24 protein-coding genes and 2 pseudogenes are annotated in these 24,296 nt (G+C 72.7%); 5 read left to right on the forward strand and 21 right to left on the reverse strand.

Translation table 11 applies throughout. The features are described from left to right. Positions 1 to 12: 12 nt before the first annotated feature. The gene (locus ACZ4M3_RS18485; protein WP_467733827.1) at positions 13 to 435 is read left to right on the forward strand and encodes a secondary thiamine-phosphate synthase enzyme YjbQ; all 423 of its coding nucleotides are present in this window, start codon (positions 13 to 15) and stop codon (positions 433 to 435) included. A gap of 27 nt (positions 436 to 462) precedes the next feature. On the opposite strand, the pseudogene ACZ4M3_RS18490 reads toward ACZ4M3_RS18485, so the two are convergent. Then, a pseudogene (locus ACZ4M3_RS18490) lies at positions 463 to 1,310 on the reverse strand (aldo/keto reductase). 139 nt (positions 1,311 to 1,449) lie between these two features. Continuing rightward, positions 1,450 to 3,309 carry a M1 family metallopeptidase gene (locus ACZ4M3_RS18495; protein WP_467733829.1) on the reverse strand — a complete coding sequence of 620 codons (1,860 nt, stop codon included), beginning with the start codon at positions 3,307 to 3,309 and terminating at the stop codon, positions 1,450 to 1,452. Between the two features lie 382 nt (positions 3,310 to 3,691). Between ACZ4M3_RS18495 and ACZ4M3_RS18500 the strand changes: the two genes are divergently transcribed. Then, positions 3,692 to 4,201, forward strand: coding sequence for a hypothetical protein (locus ACZ4M3_RS18500; RefSeq protein WP_467733831.1), 510 nt, complete (start codon positions 3,692 to 3,694; stop codon positions 4,199 to 4,201). A 77-nt stretch (positions 4,202 to 4,278) separates the two neighbouring features. Here the strand turns inward: ACZ4M3_RS18500 and ACZ4M3_RS18505 are convergent, their stop codons facing one another. Both ACZ4M3_RS18505 and ACZ4M3_RS18510 read right to left on the reverse strand, forming a co-directional pair. Beyond that, positions 4,279 to 4,440: a hypothetical protein gene (locus tag ACZ4M3_RS18505; RefSeq protein ID WP_467733833.1), complete on the reverse strand. Its 162-nt coding sequence runs from the start codon at positions 4,438 to 4,440 to the stop codon at positions 4,279 to 4,281. Between the two features lie 197 nt (positions 4,441 to 4,637). Further along, on the reverse strand, positions 4,638 to 5,342 hold the full coding sequence (locus tag ACZ4M3_RS18510; RefSeq protein WP_467733835.1) for a ribonuclease H family protein: 705 nt from the start codon (positions 5,340 to 5,342) through the stop codon (positions 4,638 to 4,640). Positions 5,343 to 5,701: 359 nt separating this feature from the next. On the opposite strand from ACZ4M3_RS18510, the pseudogene ACZ4M3_RS18515 reads away from it, so the two are divergent. Together ACZ4M3_RS18515 and ACZ4M3_RS18520 are read left to right on the forward strand one after the other, a co-directional pair. After that, positions 5,702 to 6,349: pseudogene (locus tag ACZ4M3_RS18515) on the forward strand (VanW family protein); the annotation flags it as partial. Positions 6,350 to 6,613: 264 nt separating this feature from the next. Next, on the forward strand, positions 6,614 to 8,401 hold the full coding sequence (locus ACZ4M3_RS18520; protein ID WP_467733837.1) for a serine/threonine-protein kinase: 1,788 nt from the start codon (positions 6,614 to 6,616) through the stop codon (positions 8,399 to 8,401). Between the two features lie 27 nt (positions 8,402 to 8,428). Here the strand turns inward: ACZ4M3_RS18520 and ACZ4M3_RS18525 are convergent, their stop codons facing one another. The 14 genes from ACZ4M3_RS18525 to ACZ4M3_RS18590 form a co-directional block, all read right to left on the reverse strand. Beyond that, positions 8,429 to 8,956: a DUF4232 domain-containing protein gene (locus ACZ4M3_RS18525; protein ID WP_467733839.1), complete on the reverse strand. Its 528-nt coding sequence runs from the start codon at positions 8,954 to 8,956 to the stop codon at positions 8,429 to 8,431. Positions 8,957 to 9,049: 93 nt separating this feature from the next. Further along, on the reverse strand, positions 9,050 to 9,691 hold the full coding sequence (locus tag ACZ4M3_RS18530) for an anthrone oxygenase family protein (RefSeq protein WP_467733841.1): 642 nt from the start codon (positions 9,689 to 9,691) through the stop codon (positions 9,050 to 9,052). Next, positions 9,688 to 10,710, reverse strand: a complete 1,023-nt coding sequence (locus ACZ4M3_RS18535) for an alpha/beta hydrolase (RefSeq protein ID WP_467733843.1) — start codon at positions 10,708 to 10,710, stop codon at positions 9,688 to 9,690. The genes ACZ4M3_RS18530 and ACZ4M3_RS18535 overlap by 4 nt, the downstream gene beginning before the upstream one ends. After that, the gene (locus ACZ4M3_RS18540; RefSeq protein ID WP_467733844.1) at positions 10,707 to 11,429 is read right to left on the reverse strand and encodes a beta/alpha barrel domain-containing protein; all 723 of its coding nucleotides are present in this window, start codon (positions 11,427 to 11,429) and stop codon (positions 10,707 to 10,709) included. Before ACZ4M3_RS18540 ends, ACZ4M3_RS18535 begins: the two co-directional genes overlap by 4 nt. After that, positions 11,426 to 12,175 (reverse strand): phosphoribosylanthranilate isomerase, encoded by a 750-nt coding sequence (locus ACZ4M3_RS18545; protein WP_467733846.1) that lies wholly within the window; start codon positions 12,173 to 12,175, stop codon positions 11,426 to 11,428. The genes ACZ4M3_RS18540 and ACZ4M3_RS18545 overlap by 4 nt, the downstream gene beginning before the upstream one ends. Then, entirely contained in the window at positions 12,172 to 13,323 is a 1,152-nt protein-coding gene (locus ACZ4M3_RS18550; RefSeq protein ID WP_467733848.1) for an acyl-CoA dehydrogenase family protein, read from the reverse strand. The genes ACZ4M3_RS18545 and ACZ4M3_RS18550 overlap by 4 nt, the downstream gene beginning before the upstream one ends. A gap of 55 nt (positions 13,324 to 13,378) precedes the next feature. After that, positions 13,379 to 13,753: an ectoine synthase gene (locus tag ACZ4M3_RS18555; RefSeq protein WP_467733850.1), complete on the reverse strand. Its 375-nt coding sequence runs from the start codon at positions 13,751 to 13,753 to the stop codon at positions 13,379 to 13,381. A gap of 81 nt (positions 13,754 to 13,834) precedes the next feature. Then, positions 13,835 to 14,659 carry a tryptophan synthase subunit alpha gene (gene trpA, locus ACZ4M3_RS18560; protein WP_467733854.1) on the reverse strand — a complete coding sequence of 275 codons (825 nt, stop codon included), beginning with the start codon at positions 14,657 to 14,659 and terminating at the stop codon, positions 13,835 to 13,837. Further along, positions 14,652 to 15,689: a hypothetical protein gene (locus ACZ4M3_RS18565; protein WP_467733856.1), complete on the reverse strand. Its 1,038-nt coding sequence runs from the start codon at positions 15,687 to 15,689 to the stop codon at positions 14,652 to 14,654. The genes trpA and ACZ4M3_RS18565 overlap by 8 nt, the downstream gene beginning before the upstream one ends. A gap of 41 nt (positions 15,690 to 15,730) precedes the next feature. Next, complete coding sequence (locus ACZ4M3_RS18570) at positions 15,731 to 15,982, reverse strand: acyl carrier protein (RefSeq protein ID WP_467733858.1); 252 nt, start codon at positions 15,980 to 15,982, stop codon at positions 15,731 to 15,733. Next, positions 15,979 to 17,532, reverse strand: coding sequence for an AMP-binding protein (locus ACZ4M3_RS18575; protein WP_467733860.1), 1,554 nt, complete (start codon positions 17,530 to 17,532; stop codon positions 15,979 to 15,981). Before ACZ4M3_RS18575 ends, ACZ4M3_RS18570 begins: the two co-directional genes overlap by 4 nt. Next, the gene (locus ACZ4M3_RS18580; protein WP_467733862.1) at positions 17,525 to 18,373 is read right to left on the reverse strand and encodes a MaoC/PaaZ C-terminal domain-containing protein; all 849 of its coding nucleotides are present in this window, start codon (positions 18,371 to 18,373) and stop codon (positions 17,525 to 17,527) included. Before ACZ4M3_RS18580 ends, ACZ4M3_RS18575 begins: the two co-directional genes overlap by 8 nt. Then, positions 18,370 to 19,623 (reverse strand): beta-ketoacyl-[acyl-carrier-protein] synthase family protein, encoded by a 1,254-nt coding sequence (locus tag ACZ4M3_RS18585; RefSeq protein ID WP_467733864.1) that lies wholly within the window; start codon positions 19,621 to 19,623, stop codon positions 18,370 to 18,372. The genes ACZ4M3_RS18580 and ACZ4M3_RS18585 overlap by 4 nt, the downstream gene beginning before the upstream one ends. Positions 19,624 to 19,678: 55 nt before the next feature. Beyond that, on the reverse strand, positions 19,679 to 20,896 hold the full coding sequence (locus ACZ4M3_RS18590; protein ID WP_467733866.1) for an aminotransferase class I/II-fold pyridoxal phosphate-dependent enzyme: 1,218 nt from the start codon (positions 20,894 to 20,896) through the stop codon (positions 19,679 to 19,681). 421 nt (positions 20,897 to 21,317) lie between these two features. Here ACZ4M3_RS18590 and ACZ4M3_RS18595 point away from each other — a divergent pair, with 421 nt between their 5' ends. Further along, on the forward strand, positions 21,318 to 22,088 hold the full coding sequence (locus ACZ4M3_RS18595; protein WP_467733868.1) for an AfsR/SARP family transcriptional regulator: 771 nt from the start codon (positions 21,318 to 21,320) through the stop codon (positions 22,086 to 22,088). 161 nt (positions 22,089 to 22,249) lie between these two features. Here the strand turns inward: ACZ4M3_RS18595 and ACZ4M3_RS18600 are convergent, their stop codons facing one another. Genes ACZ4M3_RS18600 through ACZ4M3_RS18610 form a run of 3 tightly spaced genes read right to left on the reverse strand, consistent with a single transcriptional unit; the run spans position 22,250 to position 24,251 of the window. Beyond that, positions 22,250 to 23,002: an SDR family NAD(P)-dependent oxidoreductase gene (locus tag ACZ4M3_RS18600; RefSeq protein ID WP_467733870.1), complete on the reverse strand. Its 753-nt coding sequence runs from the start codon at positions 23,000 to 23,002 to the stop codon at positions 22,250 to 22,252. Further along, on the reverse strand, positions 22,999 to 23,985 hold the full coding sequence (locus ACZ4M3_RS18605) for a 3-oxoacyl-ACP synthase III family protein (RefSeq protein WP_467733872.1): 987 nt from the start codon (positions 23,983 to 23,985) through the stop codon (positions 22,999 to 23,001). Before ACZ4M3_RS18605 ends, ACZ4M3_RS18600 begins: the two co-directional genes overlap by 4 nt. Before the next feature lie 11 nt (positions 23,986 to 23,996). Further along, complete coding sequence (locus ACZ4M3_RS18610; protein ID WP_467733874.1) at positions 23,997 to 24,251, reverse strand: hypothetical protein; 255 nt, start codon at positions 24,249 to 24,251, stop codon at positions 23,997 to 23,999. Positions 24,252 to 24,296 lie beyond the last annotated feature (45 nt).

Here is a 24,296-nt window from a genome sequence, read left to right on the forward strand (position 1 = left end):
AAAATGGATCGCATGGCTAATACCTTCACCACACGCACCCTGGAACTCACGACGGGTTCCAGCGAGACGGTCCACGACCTGACCGACGCCTGCGCGCAGTTCCTGCGGGAGGCCGCCAGGGGCCGGGACGGGCTGCTCAACGTGTTCACCCCGCACGCGACGGCCGGGCTGGCGGTGATCGAGACGGGCGCCGGCAGCGACGACGACCTCCTGGAGGCGCTGCGTACGCTGCTGCCGGCCGACGACCGGTGGCGGCACCGGCACGGCTCGCCCGGGCACGGCCGCGACCACGTACTGCCCGCCCTGGTACCGCCGCACGCCACGCTGCCCGTGCTGGGCGGCGAGCTGGCGCTCGGCACCTGGCAGTCGGTGGTCCTGGTGGACACCAACCGCGACAACCCGCACCGGACCGTGCGGCTGTCGTTCCTGGGCTGACGCCGCGGCCGGCGGCCGCGCGGCGGGTCAGTCGTGCACGCGGGCGGTGCCGAGCCGGCTCACCATGGCGGGGTCGCGGTGGTCGAAGAAGAGCGTCCGTCCGGTGTCCATGGCGGCGATGCGCGCCATCTCCCCTTCGGTCAGCGAGAAGTCGAAGACGTCGAGGTTCTCGGCCATCCGGTCGGCGCGGACGGACTTGGGATCACGATGACCTCGCGCTGGACGAGCCAGCGGAGCACGACCTGTGGCACCGACTTCCCGTGTTCCTTGGCGATGTCGCCGAGGACGGGGTGGGTGAAGAGGTCGCCCCGGCCCTCGGCGAAGGGGCCCCACGACTCGATCCGTACGCCGCGCTCGCGCATGAGTTCCTGATCGGCGGTGCGCTGGAAGAAGGGGTGGGTCTCCACCTGGTTCACCGCGGGGGTGACCTCGTTGTGGTCGATGAGGTCGACGAGCCGGTCGGGGTAGAAGTTGGAGACCCCGATCGCCCGGACCCGGCCCTCGTGGTAGAGCCGCTGCATGGCGCGCCAGGAGCCGTAGACGTCGCCGAAGGGCTGGTGGATGAGGTACAGGTCGAGCTGGTCGAGGCCGAGCTTGTGCAGTGAGGTGTCGAAGGCGCGGCGGGCGTTCTCCTCGCCGGCGTCCTGGATCCAGAGTTTGGTCGTGACGAACAGTTCTCCGCGCGGGATGCCGCTGTTCCTGATCGCCCGGCCGACGGCCTCTTCGTTCCGGTAGGCGGCCGCGGTGTCGAGCAGCCGGTATCCGGCGGCCAGCGCCTCGGTGACGGCCCGTTCGGTCTGCTCCGGTGGGATCTGGTACACGCCGAAGCCGAGGATCGGCATCTCGACGCCGTTGTTCAGGGTGACGGTCTGCATGGGACTTCCTTCCTGGGGGCCCGGCCGTTCGAAACGCCCTCATGGCGAAGTGGGCGCCGTCCGGCGCCCACTGTGCCACCGCGCCCGGGCCCGCGCCGTTCAGCGCGCGACCGGGCGCGGCGGAAGGTGTGTCCCGGCGTCAGCCGTCGATGCGGTGCTGGGTCCAGAAGGAGGTCAGGTCCGTGGTCGTGGCGGCCTGGGCGGCCGCCTTGAACTCCGCGGTGGTCGAGACGCCGTACCAGTGCGAGGTGGCGTAGTCCTTGAGCAGCTTGGCCATGACGCTGTCACCGAGGACGCGGCGCAGGTCGTGCAGTGCGCACTTGCCGTAACCGTAGACGACGGTGGAGTATCGGGAGGAGTGGGTGTCCCAGTAGGCCATCGGGTTGGTGATCTTCTCCGCGGCCGACGCCCACGAGACGCTGCTCCAGCAGTTCGTGCCCGTCTTGTTCAGTGCCAGGTCGGTGGCGTAATCGGTGAACGCCTCGTCGAGCCACGGGCTGGTGTACTCGTCGTCGCCGACGATGCCGTACCACCACTGGTGGCCGATCTCGTGGGTGAGCGCGGTGGTGCTGACCAGGTCGAGGACGAACCCGGGGTATTCCATGCCGCCGAACCAGTAGTTGTTGTCGATCACCGCGTCGAGTTCGCCGTACGGGTAGGCGCCGAACCTGGCGGCATGGGCGTCCACGGCGGACTTGGCGGTGCTGAGCATCGACTGCGAGTCGGCGGAGCTGATGCCGGAGACGGAGTAGATGTTGACCGGCGTGCCGGCGGCCGAGGTGCCGGAGATCTTGGTGAAGGGGCCGGCCGCCCAGGCGAAGTCGCGGACCTTGGCGGCGGTGGCGGTGGTGACCGTACGGCCGCTGCTGCCGGGGGCGTCCACCGAGGTGCCGGTGGCCGGGACCAGGAGGGTGTTCGGGTGGTCGAGCGTCACCCGGAAGTCGGCGGCGAGGGAGTAGAACGACTCGCCGTTGTTGGTGTAGGGGTCCAGGTGCCAGCCGGCCGCGTCCTTGACGGCGAGCACGGGAAGGGCGTTCCCGATGTTGTTGAACGCACCGTCATGGCCGAAGCGGTCGGCGCCGCTGGGGACGGTGATGCCCAGGTCGAAGCCGATGGTGGCGCTCTGGCCCTGGGTCAGCGGCGCGGGGAGAGCGATCTGCAGGGCCGTGCAGCCGACCGAGAGCGCGCCCGCGGTGCCGCCGGTGACGTTGGTGACCGTGATGGGCAGGGCGGAGCAGGTGCCGTGGTAGTTGTCCCAGAGCCGCAGGTACACCTCGGTCAGTGCGGTGGCCGAGGCGTTGGTGAAGGTCGCACTCTCGTGGCCGCTCCAGACGCTGCCGCTGGTGTCGCTGCTGAGGCTGACGGTGTACGAGGGGGCGGCCGGCGTACGCGTGGGGTCGCCGGGCGGCGTCGTACCGCCGGAGGTGTCGAGGGCGACGTCGTCGACGACGAAGCTGGTCTGGAGGCTGGAGTCCTCCGTGCCGGTGAAGGCGAGGCTCACGGTCTGTCCGGCGAACGCCGAGACGTCGAAGGACTTCTGGACGTACCCGGTGTTCTTGTCGAGGTTCGAGTAGGTCGCGAGCGTGGTGCTGCCGATCTTCGCCGTCAGCTTGTCGTACTTGGTGGACGTGGTCGTCTCGGCGGTGTCGATGTGCAGCCAGAAGGTCAAAGTGGCGGCGCTGCAACCGGACGGGACGGTGACGCTCTGGGAGAGCGTGTCGGTGTGCGTGCTGCCCACGCCGTTCAGCCAGGCGAAGGCCGTGCCCGTGTGGGCGCTCTGGCCCGCGCGGCTGGTGATCACGCTGGTGGACGACTGGCTCCAGGGCGAAGTACCGCTCTCGAAGCCGCCGTTGCCCACGACCTGGGCGGGGGTACAGGCGGCGGCGCGGGGGGCCGCGGACGGGTTCGCCGCTGCCGGGGTGGTGCCGAGCGAGGCTGCGGCCAGCGCGGCGACCGTGAGCACGGTCGTGGCGAAGGCCTTGTGGGGGGTCGATCTCACACGGAACTCCTTTGCGGCGGCCGGGATTCCGGCCTGCTCGGTGACCGCTCGACCGGCTGGGTGGGCCGGAGGGCAGCCGCGGGCTACGCGGATCGCTCGCGCGATCGCTGGGGTGAGATTCCTCGCCGTCTCCCGGGATCGGGGCGGCGACTGGCGGAAGCCTGGCAGATTTGTCCAGAGCATGCCATCAGGCGCGAGTAAAAGTGTCCTCGCCTTCGACCCCACACGCTTCCGCCCCCTCCCCCGCCCCTGCCCCCGCACGCTTCCGCCGAGGCCGTCTGGCGGACCGGCGCGGGCGTCGGGCACCATCTCCTTGCCGCTCCCTGGTTGCACCTGCACCGCCAACCCACCGTGCACGGCCACCCGCAGGAGACACACGCCGATGAAGCTCCGCCCGATCCTCACCGCCCTCGCCCTCACCCTCGCCACCGTGGCCGCACCCGGCGTAGGGGTACTGACCGGGGCCACCGAGGCCTACGCGGCCACCAAGATCAGCCACGCCACCGCCACCTCGATGTTCCGCAGCTCCGGGATCACCTGGTCCTCGTCGGGCGGCTGCTCCGACCGCTACAACCCCACGTGCACGTCGTTCGAGCAGCTCAACCTCTCCAGCGCCCAGGGCGCCCAGACGCTCAAGAGCGCGACCGGCTGCGCGCTCAACATCACCGGGGGCACCGAGACCGGGCACGCCGACGGGACGTACTCGCACTGGAACGGCTACAAGCTCGACTTCGCCAAGTCCACGTGCCTCGGCAGCTACATCAAGAACACGTTCGCCTACATCGGCCCGCGCGGCGACGGGGCCCTCCAGTGGAAGTCCGGCTCCGGGAACGTGTACGCCGACGAGGGCAGCCACTGGGACGTCACCTACTACAACTGCGGCGGCTGCTGACCCGCACCCGGGCGCCGGCACGACGAAGTCCCCGGGAGCGGCTCACGCTCCCGGGGACCCCGGTCCGCAGCGGCGGTTCAGTCCTCGCCGAGGATGATGTGGTCCTCCGTGGTGCCCGTCTCCCGGACCGGCTCGGTACTCCCGCGGACCCGCTCCGCCGCCTGGCGGCGGGGTCCCGCGCGCTCCTCGGGCTGATCGGCCGCCCTGGTGGAGTCGTTCCGGATCGTGTTGCGCACCATGTCCAGCTCCTTCCTCTGGCCGTGGCGGGCGACGACGTGGCCCACCGGACCCTCCGCGCATCTCGAACGTGGCGTCCGCCGCGCGGTGCAGCGGCACGCACCCACACTGTGACGGTCCGCACCGCGCCGCGCGCCCGCTGCGCGCCGATCGGGTGAAGCGCTCGCGCCGCCGCACGCCGCCCCGGACGCGCCCGGCCCTACGCCGAAGCGGCGCAGTCGGGGTGGCCCCAGCCCGCACCGTGCTTGGCGATCTTGTCTCCGGCCGCATAGGCCGTTCCGCACGGACAGGTGCCCTTGAACTTCGCCTTGATGGTCCGGGCGCTGCCGCCCGCCGAGGCCGTACGGGCGGAGGTCGTACGGGCCGAGGTCGTACGGGCGGAGGTCGCGCGGGCCGGGGACGTACGGGCCGGGGCGGGCACCGGCATGGCGTGGTCCCCCAGCGCGGTGCCGGCGGCCCGCTGACTGACGGCGGCGTCGCTGGCGGCCTGGTCGGCGATCGCGTTCAGGTGGTCGCCGTCCTCGCGGTGGGCGGGGACGTAGCGGAACTCGACGTCCCGCTCGGTCAGCAGCGCGTCGATGCGCTCGACGAGTTCCCGGTTGGCGACCGGCTTCCCGGCGGCCGTCTTCCACCCGTTGCGCTTCCACGCCGGCAGCCACTGCGTCACCGCCTTCATGGCGTACTGGGAGTCCATCCGCACCTCGACCGCCGTCCCCGGCGCGACGGCCTCCAGCAGCTTCTCCAGTGCCGTGAGCTCGCCCACGTTGTTCGTGGCCCGGCCCAGCGCGCCGGCTTCCCAGCGCTCGGGCCGACCCTGCGCGTCGCCGATGACCCAGGCCCACGCGGCAGGCCCCGGATTCCCCTTCGCCGCCCCGTCGCAGGCGGCAATGATGCGTTCAGACATCCCCCGATCATGCCCCACCGGACTCCCCCCGTCGGACCACCGCCGCCGCGGGCCACATCGGTCCTCCGACGCGTGAGACCGGGCACACTTTTACCCCTTTTGGTGCGTTTGAGCCCAGGATGGTCGATGGCCTGCGCCTCGAATCCGAGTGGGCGCCGGGCCCCACCGCGACATCCGCTACCGGGAGTGACATGCGACGTACACACCGTCGGACCGACACCAAGCGACTGGCCCTGACCTCGGCCGTAACGGCCGCGGCCCTCGGCCTCGGCGGTCTCGCAGCAGGCTCGGCGGCCGCCGCGGGGAACGGACCCGGCAGTGCGCCGGCGCCCGGACACGCGGCCGCGGCCCCCGCCGCGCAGCAGATGTCCTCGTTCACGGTCCGATTCCCCTCCGCTCCCTACCGCACCCACAACATCGCCCGGGCGGTGGAGCTGATCAACGGCTCCGTGGTCGCGCCGGGCGCGACCTGGAGCTTCAACGGGACGGTCGGTGAGCGCACGCCGGAGAACGGCTTCGTTGACGGCATCATGATCAACGACGGCCGGTACGTGAAGGCCCCCGGCGGCGGCATCTCGGCGGTCGCGACGACGATGTTCAACGCCATGTTCTTCGCCGGCCTGAAGCCCGTGGAGCACGGCGCCCACTCCTTCTACATCGAGCGCTATCCCGAAGGCCGTGAGGCCACCGTCGCCTGGGGCACCCTCGACCTGCGCTGGCAGAACGACTCGGGCCACCCCGTCCGGATCCGGGCCGCGTCCTCCGACACCTCGGTGACCATCACCCTGCTCGGTACGAAGAAGTACGACGCGATACGCGCCACCAAGGGCCCCCGGACCCACCTCGTCCCGCCGGCCAAGCGCACGGCCACCGGCGCCTCCTGCGAGGAGCAGACCCCGCTGGAGGGCTTCGACGTCTCCGTCGACCGCGTCTTCGTCAAGGGCGGCCAGGAGCTCAAGCGCGAGACGTTCAGCACCCACTACACCCCGCGCGACGAGGTCACCTGCCTCCCGGAGCCCTCCCCGACCCCGTCGGCCCCGTCGGCCTCGGCAGCCCCGGCCCCGGCAGCCCCGTCGGCCTCGGCAACCCCGGCCCCGGCAGCCCCGTCGGCCTCGGCAGCCCCGGCCCCGCAGGACGTCCCGGCCAATACGACGGCCACTCCCGCGTCGAGCAACGGCTGACCGCCCGGGCGGCCGCCACCGGCCGCCCGGCCCGCCGACCCCCGGTAAGGTGACCACGCGAATCGCGTACCGACGGGGGATCACAAGACAATGAGCGAGTCCGCAACCGCCCCGGTGTTCCAGCCACTTGGGCCCGACGACCCCACCACGGTCGCCGGATACCGCCTCGCGGCCCGGCTCGGCGCGGGCGGCATGGGCAAGGTGTACCTGTCGCACACGCCCGGCGGGCGTCCCGTGGCGATCAAGGTGATCCGTCCCGAGTTCGCCGAAGACCCCCAGTTCCGCAGCCGGTTCCGACAGGAAGTGCAGTCCGCCCAGCGGGTGCAGGGCCTCTACACGGCCCCCGTCATCGACAGCGACACGGACGGTCCGACGCCTTGGCTGGCCACCGCGTACGTGCCGGGGCCCACCCTCGCCGCCGCCGTCGCCGAGAACGGGCCGCTCCCCCCGCGCACGGTGCTCATGCTGGTCGCCGGCATCGCCGAGGCCCTCCAGGTCATCCACGGCGCCGGCATCGTGCACCGGGACCTGAAACCCTCCAACGTACTGCTGGCTTCCGACGGTCCCCGGGTCATCGACTTCGGCATCGCGCGGGCCGCCGACACCACCTCCCTCACCGCGAGCGGCGTCTCCGTCGGCACTCCGTCGTTCATGTCCCCCGAGCAGGCGTCCGGTCGGGACGTCGGCAGGGCCACCGACGTGTTTGCGCTCGGGTTGATCGCCGCCTTCGCGGCCCTCGGCACCTCCGTCTACGGTGACGGGCCCTCGCACGCGGTCCTCTACCGCATCGTCCACGAGGAACCGGAACTGGGCGGGCTGCCCGAGGAGTTGCGTCCGCTCGTCACCCGCTGTCTGGCCAAGGACCCGGCGGAGCGGGCCTCGTTGACCCAGATCCTGGAGTTGTGCCGCAGCGCCGCCGACCAGACCCAGCTGCGCCGTCCGGAGGACTGGCTGCCGCAGCGCGTCGCGGCGGAGCTGGCGCAGCGCCCCGCGGTCCCGGCGCCGGTCGCCGGGCGCCCCGCCACCGGTCCGCACCCGGTGACCGCGCCCGACTACCCGGTCGCGCCTCCCGCCTACCAGCCGACGGCCACGGCGCAGCCGACGGCCGGCGCCACCCCCCACCCCGGCGTGCCGCAGCCGCCTCCGGCGTACCAGCCGGCGCCCGGGCCGGTGACGGCGACACCCGCCGGTCCGTACGGAGGTCCGTACGGGTACCCGCAGCCGCAGCCGCATCCACAGCCGCATCAGTACCCGCACCCGCAGTCACTGCCGCAGCCGACCGCGTCCTCCACCGGTCGCCGCGCGGGCATCGTCATCGCGTCCGTCTTCGGGGCGCTGCTCCTGCTGGCCGGCTGTGGCGCCGTCGTCAACATGCTCGGCGATACGGGCAACAACGGCACGGCGCGCGGGAGCGCCGCGACCCCGAGCACGTCGGGGTCCGGCGGGGCTCAGCCCTCCGGGGGGACGCAGCAGCCCCGGACGGACCCCAAGCCGGCGCTGTACCAAGGGTTCCAGTTCCCCTCCGGGTACCACCTGGAGTTCGGGGACGACCCGCTGCAGCCCCGCGATTCGAACTACGACGACCTCTACTTCTCGTGCGCGTCGATCAACGACTGCACCCTCGGCGCCTACGGGTCCAAGCTGGTCGTCCTCGACGGCAGCGAGCAGGGATCGCTGGCCACGTGCCGGGCCGCCACCCGCTTCACCAGCAGGGTCGTGGTCGGGTCGCTGTCCAAGGGTACGGAGCTGTGCGTGCGCACCAAGGCCGGGAACATCGCCCTGGTGGTGTACCGCGGTGCGTCCGCCCCGTCGGATCCCAGCAAGTACATCACCGTCGACGTCACCGTGTGGCGAGGGGCCGTCCGCGACGACGGGTGACGGGGCGGGGCAGTGCTCCCGCCGGGCTCAGGACCCGGCGGGCAGGAATGCGGTGGCCCGGACCGTGTTGCCGCAGAGGGCGAACCCGTCTGCGTCGGCCGGACCGAGCTGTTCCTTGATCCCCGCGAAGCCGACCACGAGCGAGGGGGCGACCGTCGGGTCCGCGCCGGAGGCGCAGTATCCGTCCGCCTCTCCCAGCACCGGGGTGAACGCCAGATGGGTCACGGCCCGGCCGCCGGCGGCGAGTTGCACGGACCGCGAACCGCCCTGCCGCAGGACGGTCAGCGGCTTGTTCCGGTCCGGGGAGCCCTGGCCGGCGAGGGCGACGGTGGGAAAGCCCTTGAGTACGCAGGGCTTCGGTCCCTTGTTGGTCACGGTGACCGTGACCTGCGTGGAACCCGCCGCGCTCGCCGACAGCTGACCGCCCTTGCAGACGGGCGCCGGGGCCGCCGCCGCCGACTGGGCGCCGGCCAGTGCCCCGGCGGACAGCACGGCACCCAGCAGCAGCGAGCAGCAGACAGCGGTGGTCGTGCTCTTTCGTCCTGCACATTTCATGGTGGTTCTCCCATGGTCCGTCCGGAACGCCGAGCTCCACCCCCGCCTTCCAGCGTGGCACGCTCCCGCGTCCCCCGCTCCCCGGCGGGGGGATCAGCGGGTGGCGCGGCCGTACAGCACCAGGGCGCGCGACAGCGCGGTGAGGGCGACCGTGCACAGGAGCGTGCGGAGGATGTTGGTGGTGACCCAGGTGGTCTTGAACTTCTCGACGATCGCGAAGTCGGTCATCTTCGCCGCGTTGCCCGCGTCCGCCAGTTCGTTGTTCAGCGGGATGTTGACGCTGAAAGTGATCATGAGGACGATGAAGTAGAGGACGGCCGCCACCCCGACCCAGACGGCGACGTTGCGGCGCCCCTTGCGGTATTCCAGGATCACCGAGATGACCGGCAGCAGCAGCGCGACCATGAAGGCCATGCCGAACAGCGGATTGCCGTCGATGGCCGAGTTGAAGTTCTGCATGGCGGTGACGTAGGTCCGCTCGTCGGCCTTCGCGAGACCGGGCATCACGGAGACGTCGAAGGCGAAGAAGAGACCGGCCATCAGGCCGAGCAGCACGGTCGATACGAGCAGCAGGACCGTCGCGCCCTTGCCGCGTCCGGCCGGCGCCGCACCCGGCGCCGGCTGCTGGGGCTGGGGCTGGTGCTGCGGCTGGTACGGGGGCTGCTGGGCGTACGGGTTGGGGACGCCGGGCTGGGGCGGGTGGGCCTGGGGGTTCCCGGCCGGATGTGTCGTCATTGGCTGCGTCCTCTTCTGGGTGCTTGGGTTGCTGCTCGCATCGGCACGGACATCGCATCGTGGCATCCCCCGAGCCCCTCGGCCACGGGGTTCCGACCGGCTCTCGAGCGTTCTTCGAGGGCCGGTGACGCATGCTGTTCGGTCGGCCGCCGTCCGGCCGGGACCGCGGACCCGCGCGCCCCGAGGAGGCACTCCTCCAGGAAGGCCAGAACGCGCAGGTGGTAGGCCGTCGCGGTGCGGCCCAGGCTGAGGTTGTGCCCCGAGGCGGGCAGGTGCTCCACGGCCACCGAGGGGCACGACGTCAGACGGGCGGTCATCGCGGTCAGGGTGTGCGGGTCGAGCCTCCACCACCCCTCGTGTTCCGCGAAGGTCAGGCGGACCGGGATCCGGACGCGGGGGGCCAGCGCCTCGTACTGCCGGGGCCACCACGGCGTGTCGGCCGACTCCCGGGGCGGGACGGGCGAGAGCAGGGCGCGGCTCGCCTGGAAGGTCCCCGGCGGATAGAGGTTCAGGGGGCCCCAGTTGAGCCGGGTCGCACCCGCGCCGAGCGTCGAGGGGAAGTGCAGGGCCTCCGGGTGGTACTCGTAGCCCACGCCGGAGGCGTCCAGGCCGAGCAGCGGGACGGCCGGGGCGGTCGCCGCCGTGTGCAGGGCCACTTTGCCGCCGTCGGAGTGGCCGAGGAGGAAGACGCCGGCGCCGAGGGGGTGGGTCCGGGCGTGCTCCACCAGCGCCCGGCGCAGTGTCTTCGCCTGCTCGGGCAGCGACTGGCCCTCCGGCAGCGCCGCCGCGGAGGCTCCGTAGCCGGGGCGGTCCACTGCGAGTACGGCGTGGCCGAGACCGGTGGCCAGGGGGATGAAGGAGTCCCAGTACCGGGCGCGCATGCCGCGGCCGTGGATCGCCAGGATGGTGGAGCGGGGGGCGCCGCCTTCGGGCAGTGCGAGCAGCCCGGAGACGGCGGTGCCCGCCGCGTCGATCGTGCAGGGGCGGGCGGGGCCGGCCGGGTACGCCGATGTGGTCAACGGACCGCCAGCCCTCTCCGGGCGCCGCTCACCGCGTCCAGCCACTGCGCCGGGGAGTCGGTGCGCAGCAGCGAGGTGCCGACCAGGAGGCCGCCGAACCCCGCGTCCAGCAGCCGGGCGGCCGTCGACGGGCCGTCGATGCCGCTCGCGCTCACCGGGCAGGGGGTGCCGGTGGCGCGCACCGCGGGCAGGAGTTCGAGGCTGCGGCCGAGGTCGCCCGGATCGCGCTCGCGCGTCTTGATGTCCTTGTTGTTCACCGCGATCACGCACTCCTGGGCGTGCGGGACCGCTGCCAGTTCGGCTTCCGTGGTGATCTCCACGAAGGGGGTGAGACCGGTGAGCAGGCACTGGTCCACCAGCCTGGCCAGGCTCGACGCGGGAAGCAGCGTCGCGGTCAGGAGGACCGCCGACGCGCCCATCTCCCGGGCCGCGCCGAGCTGTTCCGTGCGGGTGATGAAGTCCTTCTGGAGCAGCGGCAGCCGGGTCAGCGCGGCGACCTCGCGCAGCAGTGTGGTCGAGCCGCCGAACCAGCGGCCCGTCACCACGGAGACGCAGGGTGCGCCCGCGCTCTCGTACGCGCCCACGACCTCGGCCGGGGTGCGGCCGCCGAACAGGTCGTGGCCGTGGGCGTCGCGCCGTTTCACTTCCATCACGACCGGGGTGGCGGAAGCCAGGAGGGCGCGCAGGAAGGGGAATTCGGTCCGGTCGTACGTGGTCATCGGGACGGCTCCAGGTCGGCGGGCGGGTGGCGGCGGGCGGCGCCGGTGGCGGGGGCCGCGCACCAGGCGCGGGCCAGGGCGCTGATCTCGGGGACACCGAAGCCGCCGGTCAGCGGGGTGCGGGCGGCGGTGTCGACGTCAATGCCGCGGAAGCCCGGGGCGCGCACCACGTCCTCGTACCGGGGCCGGTTGGCCGGCTCCAGGCCGCCGGCCAGCAGGAACGGCCGGCTCATCCGGGGCAGCAGGGCCAGGACGTCGGCCGGGTCGAGGGCGTGTCCGGTGCTGCCGATCCGGCCGTCCCCGGTGGCCGCGTCGATGAGGAAGAGGTCGGTGCCGGCCCGCTCGTAGGCGCCGATCAGCGGGCGTTCGACGCACCCCTTGCCGCCCGGCGCCAGGTGCAGCACCTTGACGATCCGGACGTCCGGCGGGAGGACTGCGCGCAGCGCCCGTACGGCCGCCGGTGACTGGTACGCGTGGAGCTGGATCCAGCCGACCCCCGTGCGGCGGGCGAGCTCCGTCATGGCGCGTGCGTCGGCGAGGAAGGTGACCAGGACCGGCAGCAGGCCGGCCGAACGGGCCGCCGCTGCCAGGGCGGTGAGCGTGTCCGCGTCCAGTTCCCGGGGACCGCCGGGGACCCCGTGCCAGAGCCCGACGCAGTCCGCCCCGCCGGTGGCGGCGGCTTCGATGTCGGCCGGGCCGGTGGCCCCGCAGACCTTGAGCAGGATGCGGGGTGACGGGCCGCTCACCGGGCCGTCCCGAGGCCCAGCATCGAGGCGATGCGGTTGTACTGGATCTCATTGGTGCCGGAGTAGACCGTGCCGCCGACGGCGTTGCGCACGTCCTGCTCCAGCCCCGACTCCGACAGGTAGCCGTGGCCGCCGAAGATCTGTACGGCGGCGAGGCTGGTGGCGAGGTTGCTCTGGCTTGTGACGAGCTTGGCGATGGCGAGGTCCACGGTGACGTCCTCGCCGGCCTCCAGTTTCGCGCCCGTGTCGTAGAGCCATTTGCGGGCGCTCTCCAGCTGGATCTTCATGTCGACGATCTTGTTGGCGATCGACTGGTACGAGCCGATCGGCCGGCCGAAGGAGTGGCGCGTCCTCGCGTAGGCGACGCACCGGTCCAGCCGGTGGCTCATCTCGCCGGCGTTGACGACGAAGGAGAAGAGGATCTCCCGCTTCATGACGTGGTCGAGGACCATGAGTCCGCCCCCGACCCGGCCGAGTACCGCGCTCCTGGGTACGCGCACGTCGTCGAGGTACAGCTCGCACAGGGGCGAGGTGCGCAGTCCCATCTTCTTGCTCGGGCTGCCGGCGGTGAGGCCGGGGGTGTCCCGGTCCACCAGGAAGGCGGTGGTGCCGAGCGGTCCGCCGCGCGGGTGCGTGCGGGCGTAGACCACGATCACGTCGGCGATCGGACCGTTGCTGACGAACACCTTGCTGCCGTTCAGGACGAACGTGTCGCCGTCACGGGCCGCCCGGGTGGTCATCGCCATCGCGTCGGAGCCGCCCTCGGCCTCCGTGACGGCGTGGGCGCCGATCGCCTCGCCCGAGGCGATCAGGGGCAGGTAGCGCCGTTTCTGGTCGTCGGTGCCGAAGTGCTGTACCGGGATTCCGGTCGAGCAGATCGATGTGGTGGCCGAGAAACTCAGGCCGGAATCCCGGTTGTACTCGCCGAGCCCCTCCAGCGCGTACATGGTGGTGAGCAGCGACTGTCCGAGGCCGCCGTACTCCTCCTCGAAGGGCAGCGACAGGATGCCGGTCTCTCGCAGGAGTTTCCACTTGTCCTGCGGGAAGCGGCCCTGCTCGTCGAGTTCGATGTGGTCGGCGCTGAGCGCCTCTCCCCACCGTTGCAGGCCCTCGCGCAGATCGGTCTGATCGGTGTTCCAGCGGATCACGGCGGACCCCTTCTCTGAGTCGGTGGACGGCTCGGACGTCGTACCGGTGGGTGCCTCAGTAGGCGGAGGAATTGTGGGCGTCGAGCTGGTGCACCTCGTTGCCGTGCAGGGCCGGGGAGAAGACGCACACCAGGCGCAGGTCCTCGTGCGGGCTGGCGACGAGGTAGTGGGCGTCGTGCTGGTCGAGGGCGTACATCCGGCCCGGGACTATCTCGTGCGTGGTGCCGTCCAGCTCGATGACCTCGCCGGAGCCGGCGATGCAGTAGCACGCCTCCAGGTGGTTGACGTACTCCAGCCGTGACTTGGTGCCGGCCAGGACGACGGTGTCGGTGAGCGTGTAGCCGAGGCCGTCGTCGGCGAGGAGGAAGCGGCGGCTCAGGCCGTTGCCCCACTCGACGGTCTTCACGGACTCGATGTCGCGGACGATCATGGCTGTCTCCTGATCTGTGGATTGGTGTGCGGAGGAACCGGATGAGGGGTGGTCTGTGTCGCGTCGGCCGGTGCGGGCCGGCTACCCGGGCCGGACCGAGCGGACGAACTCGCGGAACGCCTCGGGCAGGTCGCGCCCGGCCTGCTGGGCCCGCTCCACGGCGGCCACGGCGGCGGAGCCGATGATGGCGGCGTCCGCGCCACTGGCGCCGACGGCTTCGACGTCCTGGCGGGTGCTGACCCCGAAGCCCACGGCGACCGGGACCGCGGTGTGCTCCCGCAGGCCGGCCACCGTCCGCGCGAGGGCGCCGTGGCCCGCGGCGGGCGCGGTGCCGCTGCGCCCGTAGTGGGCGACGAGGTAGAGGTACGCGGTGGCGTCCGCGGCGGCCTGGGCGCGGGTCGCGGCCGGGCTGGCGGCGTAGCAGGTGGTGACGACGGGGAGGGCGGCCGCCGCGGCCGATTCCAGGTGCGAGGCGCGGAGCCTGGGCGGCAGCGCGTGGACGAGCAGGGCGTCCGCGCCCGAGGCGGCGATGTCACGGGTGGCGGCGGTCAGGTCACGGTGCCCCAGGGAGTACCTCCAGTCGGCGAGCAGGGCGATCCGCGTGTGCGTCAGGTGCGGGCGTACGTCCGCGACGAAGGCGAGGACGTCGTCCAGGGCGGCCCCGCCCCGCTCCAGGGCCCGGCGGGCGGAACGCCGGATGACCGGGCCGTCGGTGACCGAGTCCGGGAAGGGCACGGCCAGTTCGAGGCAGTCCACGCCCTCCTCGTCCAGCATCAGGACGAGGTCGCGCAGGACCGGGAGCGGGGGATCGCCCGCGTTGAGGAACAGGGCGAGGCCGGGCGGGCCGCCCGGGGCGCGCCGGCCGGGGAAGAAGGGCGCCGCGGTGGGCGCCGGGGGGCTAGGCACGGGCCACCGCCGGCCGGGGCCGGGCGGCCGCGAGGCGCCGCGCCAGGTCGGCGGCCGCGCCGGAGCCGATCGCCTGGTCGGCGAGGGCCACCGCCGAGGGCCAGTCCCGGCCGGGGGCCGCCGCGACGATCAGGGCGGCCGCGCCGAGGGCGACCGTACGGCGGGCCACCGGGCCGGCGGCGCCGCTGAGCACGGACAGGAAGTGCGGGACGGCCCCGGCCGGGTCGGTGGCGGGGCGCAGGTCCTCGAAGGAGCCGTCGGGCGCCATGAGTTCGCCGGGCCGGATGACGCGGCCGGCCCGCTCGTTCCCGTAGAGCGTGTTGACGGCGAAGGGGAGCAGCTCGTCGGCGCCGGTGTCGTTGGCGGTGAGCCAGATCCGCCGGGTGGCGGTGGTGGCGGCGAGTTCGCGCAGGGTGTCGAGGGGGGCGGCCGCGCCGACACCGGTGACCTGCGCCATCACGGGCAGGTCGGCGAGGAACGGCCCGAGCGCGTTCAGGAAGCGCCCGAAGGGTTTCATGGCGAGCGGGGCCACGGTGCGGGCCAGCCGGGTCAGTTGCGCCGGGTAGACGAAGGGGCCCGCGAAGGCGATCCCGTGGGTGGCGAGGACGTCCTCGGTCTGGGCGTAGGAGGAGGTCGGCCGGACCCCGAGCCGCTCCAGCAGGTCGACGGAGCCGAGCGGGCTGGTGTAGGCGCGGGAGCCGGTCTTGACCACCTTCACCCCGGACGCCGCCGCGACGAACGCGGCGGCGGTGGAGACGTTGAAGGTCGGGGGGCCGCCGCCGGTGCCGACGACGTTCACGGTGTCCTGCCAGGCGGCGCCGGCCCCGGTGGGCGGCCGGAGCTCCGCGAGGGAGTCGAGCAGGTTCCGCAGGGTCTCGGGGCCGGGGAGCCGGCTGGTCAGCGAGGACAGCAGGCCGACGGCCTGCGCGCGGTCGAGAGCGCCGGCGCCGAGCTGCTCCCACCAGGACCGCCAGGTCTCGCGGCCGATCGGGGCCCGGTCGGCCAGCAGGCCGGCGAGTGCCTCGTGCACGGTTCCTCCTTCCTTCCTCGTCGGGGATGCCGGGGTGCGGGTCAGGCCGCGGCGCGGGCGTGGGTGATGAAGTGGTCGATGGCCTCGACGCTGCGGAAGTTCTCCGGGTCCAGGTCGGCGTCGCCGACGGCGAGTTCGAACCGGTCCTCGACCCAGGCGATGAGCTTGAGGACGCCCAGGCTGTCGATGACCCCGTCGTTGAGCAGGTCGTGGTCGACGGCGAGTTCGGCGGGGTCGGTGCCGGGGAGGAATTCGGTGATGACGAAGTTCTTGATGGTGTCGATGTTGCTCATGATCGGATTCCTTCGGCGAGAGACGTGGTGGTGCGGGCGGTGAGCGGCGTGACCCGGTCGAGCGCCTTGCGGTCGACCTTCCCGGTGGGTGTCCTGGGCAGCGGCTCGTCGGTGAGCGTGAGCTGGGTGGGTACGGCGCCCCGGGGCAGGTTGCGGGCGCAGTGGCCGCGCAGTTCGAGGACGGTCAGCGTGGAGCCGGGGACCCGGCGCGCGGCGGCGACGAGCTTCTTGCCGGCGATCGGGTCGGGCCGGGCCGCGACGCCCGCCTCCAGTACGCCGGGGTGCTCCTGGAGGACCCGTTCGACCTCGGCGGTGTTGACGGCGACACCGCGCACCTTGACCTGGAAGTCGGTGCGTCCGGTCAGGTGCAGGGTGCCGTCGGCGTCCCGCCGTACGAGGTCGCCGCTGCGGAACCAGCGGAGTTCGTCCAGGCCCAGCGGGTGGCCGGTGAACTTGTCGGCGTGCCGGGTCCGGTCGAGGTAGCCGCGCGTCTGGAACGGGGTGTGGACGAACAGCTCCCCGGTGCCGGCTCCTTCGACGACGGTGTTCGTGTCGGGGTCGACGAGGAGGGCGTGCACGCCGGGCAGCGGGCGGCCGATCGGGACCGGGGGCGGCGCCGCCGGGTCGACCTCGTGGACGAAGCTGTCGTTGGTCTCCGTACAGCCGTAGATGTTGTACAGGCGCGCCCCGGGGAAGAGTGCGGGCAGCGCGGCGTAAGTGCGCTCGGGCAGGGCGTCGCCGGTGAACATCACGTGGTCGACGCCCGGAAAGGCGGCGCCCTCCTTGGCGGCCGCGTCCTGGAGCAGGCCGAGGGCCATCGGGACGGCCTGGACCACGTGGACGTCGTGCCGGACGATCAGGTCGAGCAGGTGGTGGCCGTGGGTGGCGCGGGCCGGGTCCACGAGGACGACCCGGCCGCCGCGGGCCAGGGTGGTCCACACGTCCAGCAGGCAGAGGTCGAAGTTGAGGGGCGCGTAGTTGAGGACGGTCCGGCCGGGGCCGATGCCGAAGGCGGGGCCGGCCCAGGCGCCGAACCGGTCCAGTGCCCGGCGGCCGAGCGGCACGATCTTGGGCAGGCTGGTGGATCCGGAGGTGGTGAGCATCAGCGCCACCTCCGCCGCCTCCTCCGGCGGCAGCGGCCGGGCCTCGGTCAGCGGGTCGGGCGCGACGCGCGCGGGCTCGCCGCCCGGGGCGAGTACGTGGGCGCAGCCGGCCTGGGCGAAGAGGTCCGCGAGCAGGCCGTCGGCGAGGGCCGGGGAGGGCAGCAGCACCGGCCGGCGGCTGAGCAGGCAGGCCAGTACGAGGGCCACCGCCGCCGGGGACTTGTCGGCGAGGACTCCGACCGGCTCCCCCGGGGCCAGGGACAGCCCGGCGAGCCGCTCCTGTTCCCGTCGGGCGCGGTCGTAGAGCTCGCGGTAGCTGGTCGCTTCGCCGTTGAAGAGCAGGGCGGTGGCGTCGGGCCGCTCGCGCACCTGGGCGAGGAAACCGTCGGTCAGTGCGGGGACGGTGCCGGTGCCGGTGCCGGTGCCGGTGGGTATGGCCTCAGGCATCGGTGCTCCCGTCGGTGAACTCGATCCAGCCGCCCTTGACGGCGGTGCCCGCGGGCGTCTTGCAGGTGAAGCGGACGACGTGGGCCCGCACGTCGGGCAGGAGGACGATGTCCAGCGGGACGCCGGGGGCCACGGGGGCCGAGAAGCGGCAGCCCAGTCCGCGGACCCGGCCCGGGTCGCCGCCGGCGAACCGGTCGACGGCCTCCTCGACGGCGAGCGCGACGACGCTCATGCCGTGGGCGATCACGGTCCCGAAGCCGGCCTCGCGGGCCGCCACCGGATCCAGGTGGATGGGGTTGAGGTCACCGGAGGCGTGGGCGTACGCGCGGATCCACTCGGCGGTCAGCTCGTGCGTCGCGGTCTGCGGCTCGCCGGCGCCCAACGGGGCGGGCGCGGCGGCCGCGCCCGTGATGTCACCGAAGGGCTCCGGCCCGGCGGCGCCCACGAGCAGCGCGGAGATGACCAGTTCCGCGTACGGCTCGGGCCCGTCCTGCCCGTACAGGCGGCCGCGCAGGGCGACGCGGGCGCCGCGCGGCTCCCGGCGTACGCCGAGCACGTCGAGCCGTACGGTGACCTGTTCGCCCGGGCGGACCGGCCGCAGCAGGCGGATGTCCTGGCCGAGGTGGACCACGGAGACCGGGCCCGCTTCGCCACGGGTGAGGTCGGCGACGGTCTGCTCCGCGACGGTGTGGGCGAGCACGAAGGCGTGGACGGGCGATGCCTGGCCGGGGCGGGCGGCCGCGAGACCCCGCCGGGCGGCGCTCCGGTAGGCGGTGAGCTCCGCCTCGCCGACCGTGAGGGTGCGGGGGGGCGCGGGCGGGGAAAGGGGTGCGGGGGTCATGCCGGCACCACCACGACGGAGGAGTTGTGGCCGCCGAAGCCGAAGGAGTTGGTGAGCGCGGGTCCCGGCCGCACGGCGCGCGGTGCGCCGTGGACCACATCGATGTGCATTCCTGGCTCCAGCTCTTCGTGGTTGGCGGTGGGCGGCACCTCGCAGCTCCGCATCGCCTGCACGGTGGCGATGAGTTCGACGGCTCCGGCGGCGCCGATGAGGTGGCCGATGACGGACTTGGGGGCGGTGACCGGGGGCTGGGCGGTGCCGAACACCTTGGTGAGGGCGGCGGCCTCGGAGCGGTCGTTGTGGGGCGTAGAGGTACCGTGCGCGTTGACGTGGACGATGTCGCCGGGGTCCAGGCCCGCGTCGGCGATCGCCGAGGACATGGCCGCAGCGGCGCCCGCCCCGTCGGGGAGCGGCATCGCCAGGTGGTGGGCGTCGGCGGTGGCCGCGTACCCGGCGACGAGCCCGTACGCCTGCGCGCCGCGGGCCCTGGCGTCGGCGAGCCGCTCCAGGACGACGAACCCGGCGCCCTCCCCCATCACGAACCCGTCGCGGTCCTTGTCGAAGGGCCGGGAGGCCAGCTCGGGCCGGTCGTTGCGCAGCGAGACGGCGTTGAGGTTGCCGAAGCCGGCCAGGGTGACGGGGGTGAGGGTGTGCTCGCAGCCGCCGGCGATGACCACGTCGGCGCGGTCGGTCTGGAGCAGCAGCAGGGCGTGGCCGATGGCGTCGGCGCCGCTGGCGCAGGTGGTGGCCAGGGTGAGGGCGGGGCCGGTCCAGCCGAGCCGCATGGCGATCTGGGCGGCGGCGGCGTTGGGCATCGTCATCAGCGGCATCAGCGGGTTGACCCCGGCGGGGCCGCTCTCGGCGAAGTGCGCGGACTCCATGTCGCTGCTGGCGCGTCCGCCGACGGCGTTGCCGACGACGATGGCGGTCCGGCCGTCCTCGGCGGTGGGCGCTCCCGCGTCGCGGTGGGCGGCGAGGGCGGCGAGGGTGCCGTAGTGGGCGAACGGGTCCATCCGGCGGGCGTCCTTCGCGGGGACCAGGCCCGCGAGGTCGGCCAGGCCCCGGACCCGGCAGCCGATCCGTACCCGGTGCCGGCTGAGGTCGAGGTGCGTCAGCTCGGCGGCGGTGGAGCGGCCGGCCCGCAACGTGGCCCACAGGTCGTCCGGGGTGCATCCGCCGGGGGTGACCACGCCCATGCCGGTGATGGCGACCGGCGGTCGTACCGAACTGCCCTTGGACGATCCGGGCATCTGTGCTCCCCCTGGAGTGTGGTGGTTGGTCGAAGCGGCGCGCGGGAGGGCGGGGTCAGATGATCCGGCACTCGCGGGCGGAGGTGATGAACGCGTCGGCGGCGAAGTCGATGTCGGCCGTGGTGTGGGCGGCGGTGATGGCGATCCGCAGCCGGGCCAGGTCGTTGGGGACGGCCGGGGTGACGACCGGCAGCCCGATGACGCCGTTCTTGCGGCAGGTGGTGGCGTAGTCGTAGGCGGCGGTGTCGGAGCCGGCGATGATCGGGACGACGGCGGTCTCGCTGTCGACGGTGCTCATGCCCGCCGCGTGGAGCAGACCGCGGAAGCGTTCGGCTTCGCGCTGGACGAACTCCACGCGCTCCGGCTCGCGCTGGAGGATGCGCAGGGCCTCCAGCGCGGCGGCGGCCTGGGCCGGGCCGAGGGCCGCGGAGAAGAGGAAGGGCCGGGCCGCGTACTTCAGGTGGTGGATCAGGTCGGCGGAGCCGGCGACCCAGCCGCCCATGGAGGGGATGGCCTTGGAGAGGGTGCCGAGTTTGACGTCGACCTTCACCTCGTAGTCGAAGTGCTCCTCGATGCCCTTGCCGGTGGCGCCGATGACACCGAGCGCGTGGGCCTCGTCGACCATCAGCAGCGCGTTGTGGGCGTCGCAGACCTTGCGCAGGTCCACGAGGGGGGCGATGTCGCCGTCCATGGAGTAGACGCTGTCCACGATGACCAGGCGCACCCCGGTGTCGGGGGCGGCGGCGAGCCGGCGCTCCAGGTGGCCCGGGTCGTTGTGGCGGAAGCGGGTGACAGTGGCGCCGGAGAGCTTGCAGCCGTCCACGATGCTGGCGTGGTCGTACTTGTCGATGAAGACGGTGTCGCCCGGTCCCACGAGGGCGCCCACGGTGCCCACGTTCGCGGCGTAGCCGGAGCCGAAGACCAGGGCGCGCTCGCGGCCCGCGAACCGGGCGACCTCGGCCTCCAGGTCCTCGTGCAGCGGGGTGGAGCCGGCCAGTGCGCGCACGCCGTGGTTTCCGGTGCCGTACAGGTCCAGGGCCGCCTTGGCGGCGGCCACGACCCGTTCGTCCCCGGCGAGGCCGAGGTAGCTGTAGCCGGACATCATCAGCAGCCGCTGGCCGTCCTGGTCGGCGTACGCGGAGTCCCGCTCGACGGTGTAGGCGACGAAGCTGTTCTTGCGGACGGGCTCGTACTCCAAGGACCGGACGCGGTCGCGGAAGTAGGCCAGCTTCGGCTCCAGACGGGCCCAGGCTTCGGTTGCGTTCACGTTCATCTCCTCGTCGTGATCGCCCGGCGGACACGGAACTCCATCGGCGCCCTGCCGTCGTTCCGGACGAGCTCTAGTGGAATTCGATTAAGGCCCGAGGGGCGCAAGACCGACGCAACAGCGGGACGCGAAAAGGGCGAAAGCGATTCCCGACCGGTGCGATCCCGGATTGTTGTTGACATGCGGAGAAGAAGCGCGTGTATGTTCGCAGCGCACAAGACCAGGGGGACACGGCCGGTATCCCGGCAGTTTCGGAGGGTACACAGTGCTGATCAGACTCGTAGGACTTGTCACGATCGAGCCGTCGGGGGCGCCCTCGCGGCACCTCTCCGGCGCACAGGCACAGGTGGCGTTCGCTCGGCTGGTCATCGAGCGGGCCGGTGGTACAGAGCGGGACCAGCTGGCGGAAACCGTATGGCCGGAGGGGTTGCCCGACACTTGGGCCTCCGCGCTGCGCAGTGTCGTCAGCCGGGTCCGGACGTTCGTGACGACTCCTCAGGACAAGCCGGGGGAAGCGGCGTTGGTGGCGCAGGGCGGCCGGTACGTACTGCGGGTGCCCAAGGACGCGGCGGTGGACGTGGAGTGCGCGGACCTCGCGGTGACGGAGGCGACCTCCGCGTTCGCGGACGGCGCGTTCGCGGTGGCGCAGCAGCTGGCGTCCGGCGCGGTGTCGAACCTGCGCGGCTCGTTCCTGCCCTCGCACGAGGGCGAGTGGGTCAACTCGATGCGCGAGCAGCTGGAGGAACTGCGCCTGACGGCGCTGGAGATAGCGAGCCTTTCGTCGTCCGCGCTCGGCGACGAGCACCACGCGCTGCGCTTCGCGGAGGAGGCGGTGCGCCGGGCCCCGTTCCGCGAGAGCGCCTACCGCTGCCGGATGACGGCGCACAAGCGGGCCGGCAACCGCGCCGAGGCGCTGCGCAGTTACCACCAGCTGCGCCGGGTGCTGGCGGAGGAACTGGGTACGGATCCCGCTCCGGAGACGGAGGCCGCGTACCTGGAGATCCTGCGGGCGCCGGAGCCCCGCGCCCCCGAGCGTCCTGCCGCCGTCCTCGACCCGTTCCTGATGGGGGTGTTCGAGGTCGGCCGGGCCGCTTCGGCGCCGCGGCCGTGCGTCCTCGGGCGCATGTGCGCCACCCACCGCGCGCACGGCGCGGCCCCGTCCCCCGCGGCCGCTTCCGCCGCTTCCCCCGCCGCGTAGCCGGCCCGACCGCGACCGCGACGCCGTACGGCCGCCCGGCGGCGGTACGGCGTCGTGGCGCGCCCGCGTCCGCGTCCGGTACGGGGCAACCCGAGCGGCCCCGGCCCCCTGAGGGCAGGGGCCGGGGCTGGTGGGGGGGCCGGGCGCGGACCCGGCCCAGGTCAGGTGATCGAGACTCCGCTGTCGATGCTGATGACCTGGCCCGTCATGCAGTCCTGGTCCAGGAAGAGGCCGACGCTGCGGGCGACCTCCTCGACCGTGACGAAGCGGGGGATGGGCGCCTTGCCCTCCATGCCCTCGACGACCCGCTCGGGGAGGTCCTTCGTCATACCGGTGATCATGAAGCCCGGGGACAGCGCGTTGACGGTCACGCCCCGGCGGCCGCACTCCGCGGCAAGGGTGCGGGTGAAGCCGATCAGTCCCGCTTTGGAGGCCGAGTACGCCGTCTGGCCGGCGGTGGCGATGATGCCCGACGGCGAGACGATGTTGACGATCCGGCCCCACCTCCGGCGCAGCATGGCCGGGGCCGCGGCCCGGGCCGTGTGGAACGAGCCGATCAGGTTGGTCTGGATGACCTGCGCCCAGTCCGCGGGGTTCTGCATCGCCATCAGGCTGTCCTTGCGGATGGCCCCGTTGTTGACGAGGACGTCCACCGGCCCCAGCGCCTCGGTGATGTCGGCGTAGATGCCCTGGACCGTCTCCCAGGAGCCGACGTCGCCGGTGACCAGGACGGACGGGTTGGCCAGCTTCTCCTGCACCGCCCGCGCCGCGTCCCGCGAACTGTTGTAGTGGACCGCGACCCGGCAGCCCAGGGCGTCCAGTTCCAGGGCCAGGGCCTGGCCCAGGCCGCCCGAGGCGCCGGTGACGAGCGCGACCGGTGCCTCGGGACGTACGCCCGTGCTCTTGTTGCTCATGCCGCGGTACCGCCCCATTCCATCAGGATCGAGCCCCATGTCATACCGGCGCCGAAGCCGGCCAGCAGGACCTTGTCCCCGGCCTTGATGCGTCCGGCGTCCAGGGCTTCGGTCAGCGCGATCGGGATCGAGCCCGATGCCGTGTTGCCGTACTTCTCCAGGTTGGTGATCAGCGCTTCCGGCCGCAGACCGGTGTGGGACATGATCGAGTTGATGATGCGGATGTTGGCCTGGTGCGGTACGACGTGGTCCACGTCGGCCGCGTCGACCTTCGCGCTCTCCAGCGTCTCGCGCACCGTACGGACGGTGTAGCGGACGGCGTTGAGGTAGATCTCGTTGCCGTTGATCTGTGCGTAGTGCAGCCCCGCCGCCACGGTCTCCGCCGTGGCGGGCATCCGGCTGCCGCCCGCGAGCACCTTCAGGGAGCCGGTGCAGGAGCCGTCGGCGCCGAGGTTCCAGGCCTTGACCCGGTTCTCGGGGCCGGGCTGGAGGACGACGGCGCCCGCCCCGTCGCCGACGAGGATGGACAGGTCCCGGTCGGCGGGGTTCGCGGTGAGGGTGTGGGTGTCGGAGCCGATCAGCAGGATCGGCCGGGGGTCGATCGCGATGAGCGCCATGGCGGAGACCAGCCCGTAGACGAAGCCCGCGCACTCGGAGTTGACGTCGTGGGCGCTGCCGGCGATGCCGAGTTCGTGGTGGACGAACGCGGACGTCGCCGGGGACGGCTGCTCGGGGGTCGCCGTGGCGACGATCAGGTGGGCGATGTCGGCGCCGGTCAGGCCCGCCTTGTCCAGAGCGCGCCGGCCGGCCTCGACGGCCAGGGAGACGGTGGTCTGCCCCGGGTCAACGGCCCGCCGCTCACGGATGCCGCAGCGGCTGACGACCCAGTGCTCGTCCACGCCGAAACGCTCGGCGAGTTCCGCGCTGGTGACGATGCGCTCGGGTACGGACATGCCCCACCCGGTGATGTCGAAGCCGGTCACGTGATTCCTCGCTATGCCTGGGCCGGGACGAGATCGACGATCTTCGCGTAGACGTCGCGCAGCGTCGTCGAGTCGTCGAGGTCCGCGAAGAGCGTCTCGTCGGCCGGGATGTGGGGGTACTTGGTCTGGAAGCCGTACAGCCACTCCATGAGGTCCAGCGAGTCGACGTCCGCGATGTGCTGGAGCGGCGCGTCGGGGCTGACCTCCGCGGCGCCGGAAACGGCCTCCAGCTGGCTCGCGAGCTCTTCGATGGTGGGCAGCGACATGGGGTCGGTCCTCTCTCGACGGTGCGACTCGGCAGTCGCGTCGTT

Source organism: Streptomyces sp. NPDC026522 (assembly GCF_055567555.1).

Coding starts and splice junctions, on each gene's coding strand:
- ACZ4M3_RS18485 (WP_467733827.1), top strand. CDS start 13: ATGGCTAATACCTTCACCACACGCACCCTGGAACTCACGACGGGTTCC.
- ACZ4M3_RS18500 (WP_467733831.1), top strand. CDS start 3,692: ATGAAGCTCCGCCCGATCCTCACCGCCCTCGCCCTCACCCTCGCCACC.
- ACZ4M3_RS18505 (WP_467733833.1), bottom strand. CDS start 4,440: ATGGTGCGCAACACGATCCGGAACGACTCCACCAGGGCGGCCGATCAG.
- ACZ4M3_RS18510 (WP_467733835.1), bottom strand. CDS start 5,342: ATGTCTGAACGCATCATTGCCGCCTGCGACGGGGCGGCGAAGGGGAAT.
- ACZ4M3_RS18520 (WP_467733837.1), top strand. CDS start 6,614: ATGAGCGAGTCCGCAACCGCCCCGGTGTTCCAGCCACTTGGGCCCGAC.
- ACZ4M3_RS18525 (WP_467733839.1), bottom strand. CDS start 8,956: ATGAAATGTGCAGGACGAAAGAGCACGACCACCGCTGTCTGCTGCTCG.
- ACZ4M3_RS18530 (WP_467733841.1), bottom strand. CDS start 9,691: ATGACGACACATCCGGCCGGGAACCCCCAGGCCCACCCGCCCCAGCCC.
- ACZ4M3_RS18540 (WP_467733844.1), bottom strand. CDS start 11,429: ATGACCACGTACGACCGGACCGAATTCCCCTTCCTGCGCGCCCTCCTG.
- ACZ4M3_RS18555 (WP_467733850.1), bottom strand. CDS start 13,753: ATGATCGTCCGCGACATCGAGTCCGTGAAGACCGTCGAGTGGGGCAAC.
- ACZ4M3_RS18570 (WP_467733858.1), bottom strand. CDS start 15,982: ATGAGCAACATCGACACCATCAAGAACTTCGTCATCACCGAATTCCTC.
- ACZ4M3_RS18575 (WP_467733860.1), bottom strand. CDS start 17,532: ATGCCTGAGGCCATACCCACCGGCACCGGCACCGGCACCGGCACCGTC.
- ACZ4M3_RS18580 (WP_467733862.1), bottom strand. CDS start 18,373: ATGACCCCCGCACCCCTTTCCCCGCCCGCGCCCCCCCGCACCCTCACG.
- ACZ4M3_RS18585 (WP_467733864.1), bottom strand. CDS start 19,623: ATGCCCGGATCGTCCAAGGGCAGTTCGGTACGACCGCCGGTCGCCATC.
- ACZ4M3_RS18590 (WP_467733866.1), bottom strand. CDS start 20,896: ATGAACGTGAACGCAACCGAAGCCTGGGCCCGTCTGGAGCCGAAGCTG.
- ACZ4M3_RS18600 (WP_467733870.1), bottom strand. CDS start 23,002: ATGAGCAACAAGAGCACGGGCGTACGTCCCGAGGCACCGGTCGCGCTC.
- ACZ4M3_RS18610 (WP_467733874.1), bottom strand. CDS start 24,251: ATGTCGCTGCCCACCATCGAAGAGCTCGCGAGCCAGCTGGAGGCCGTT.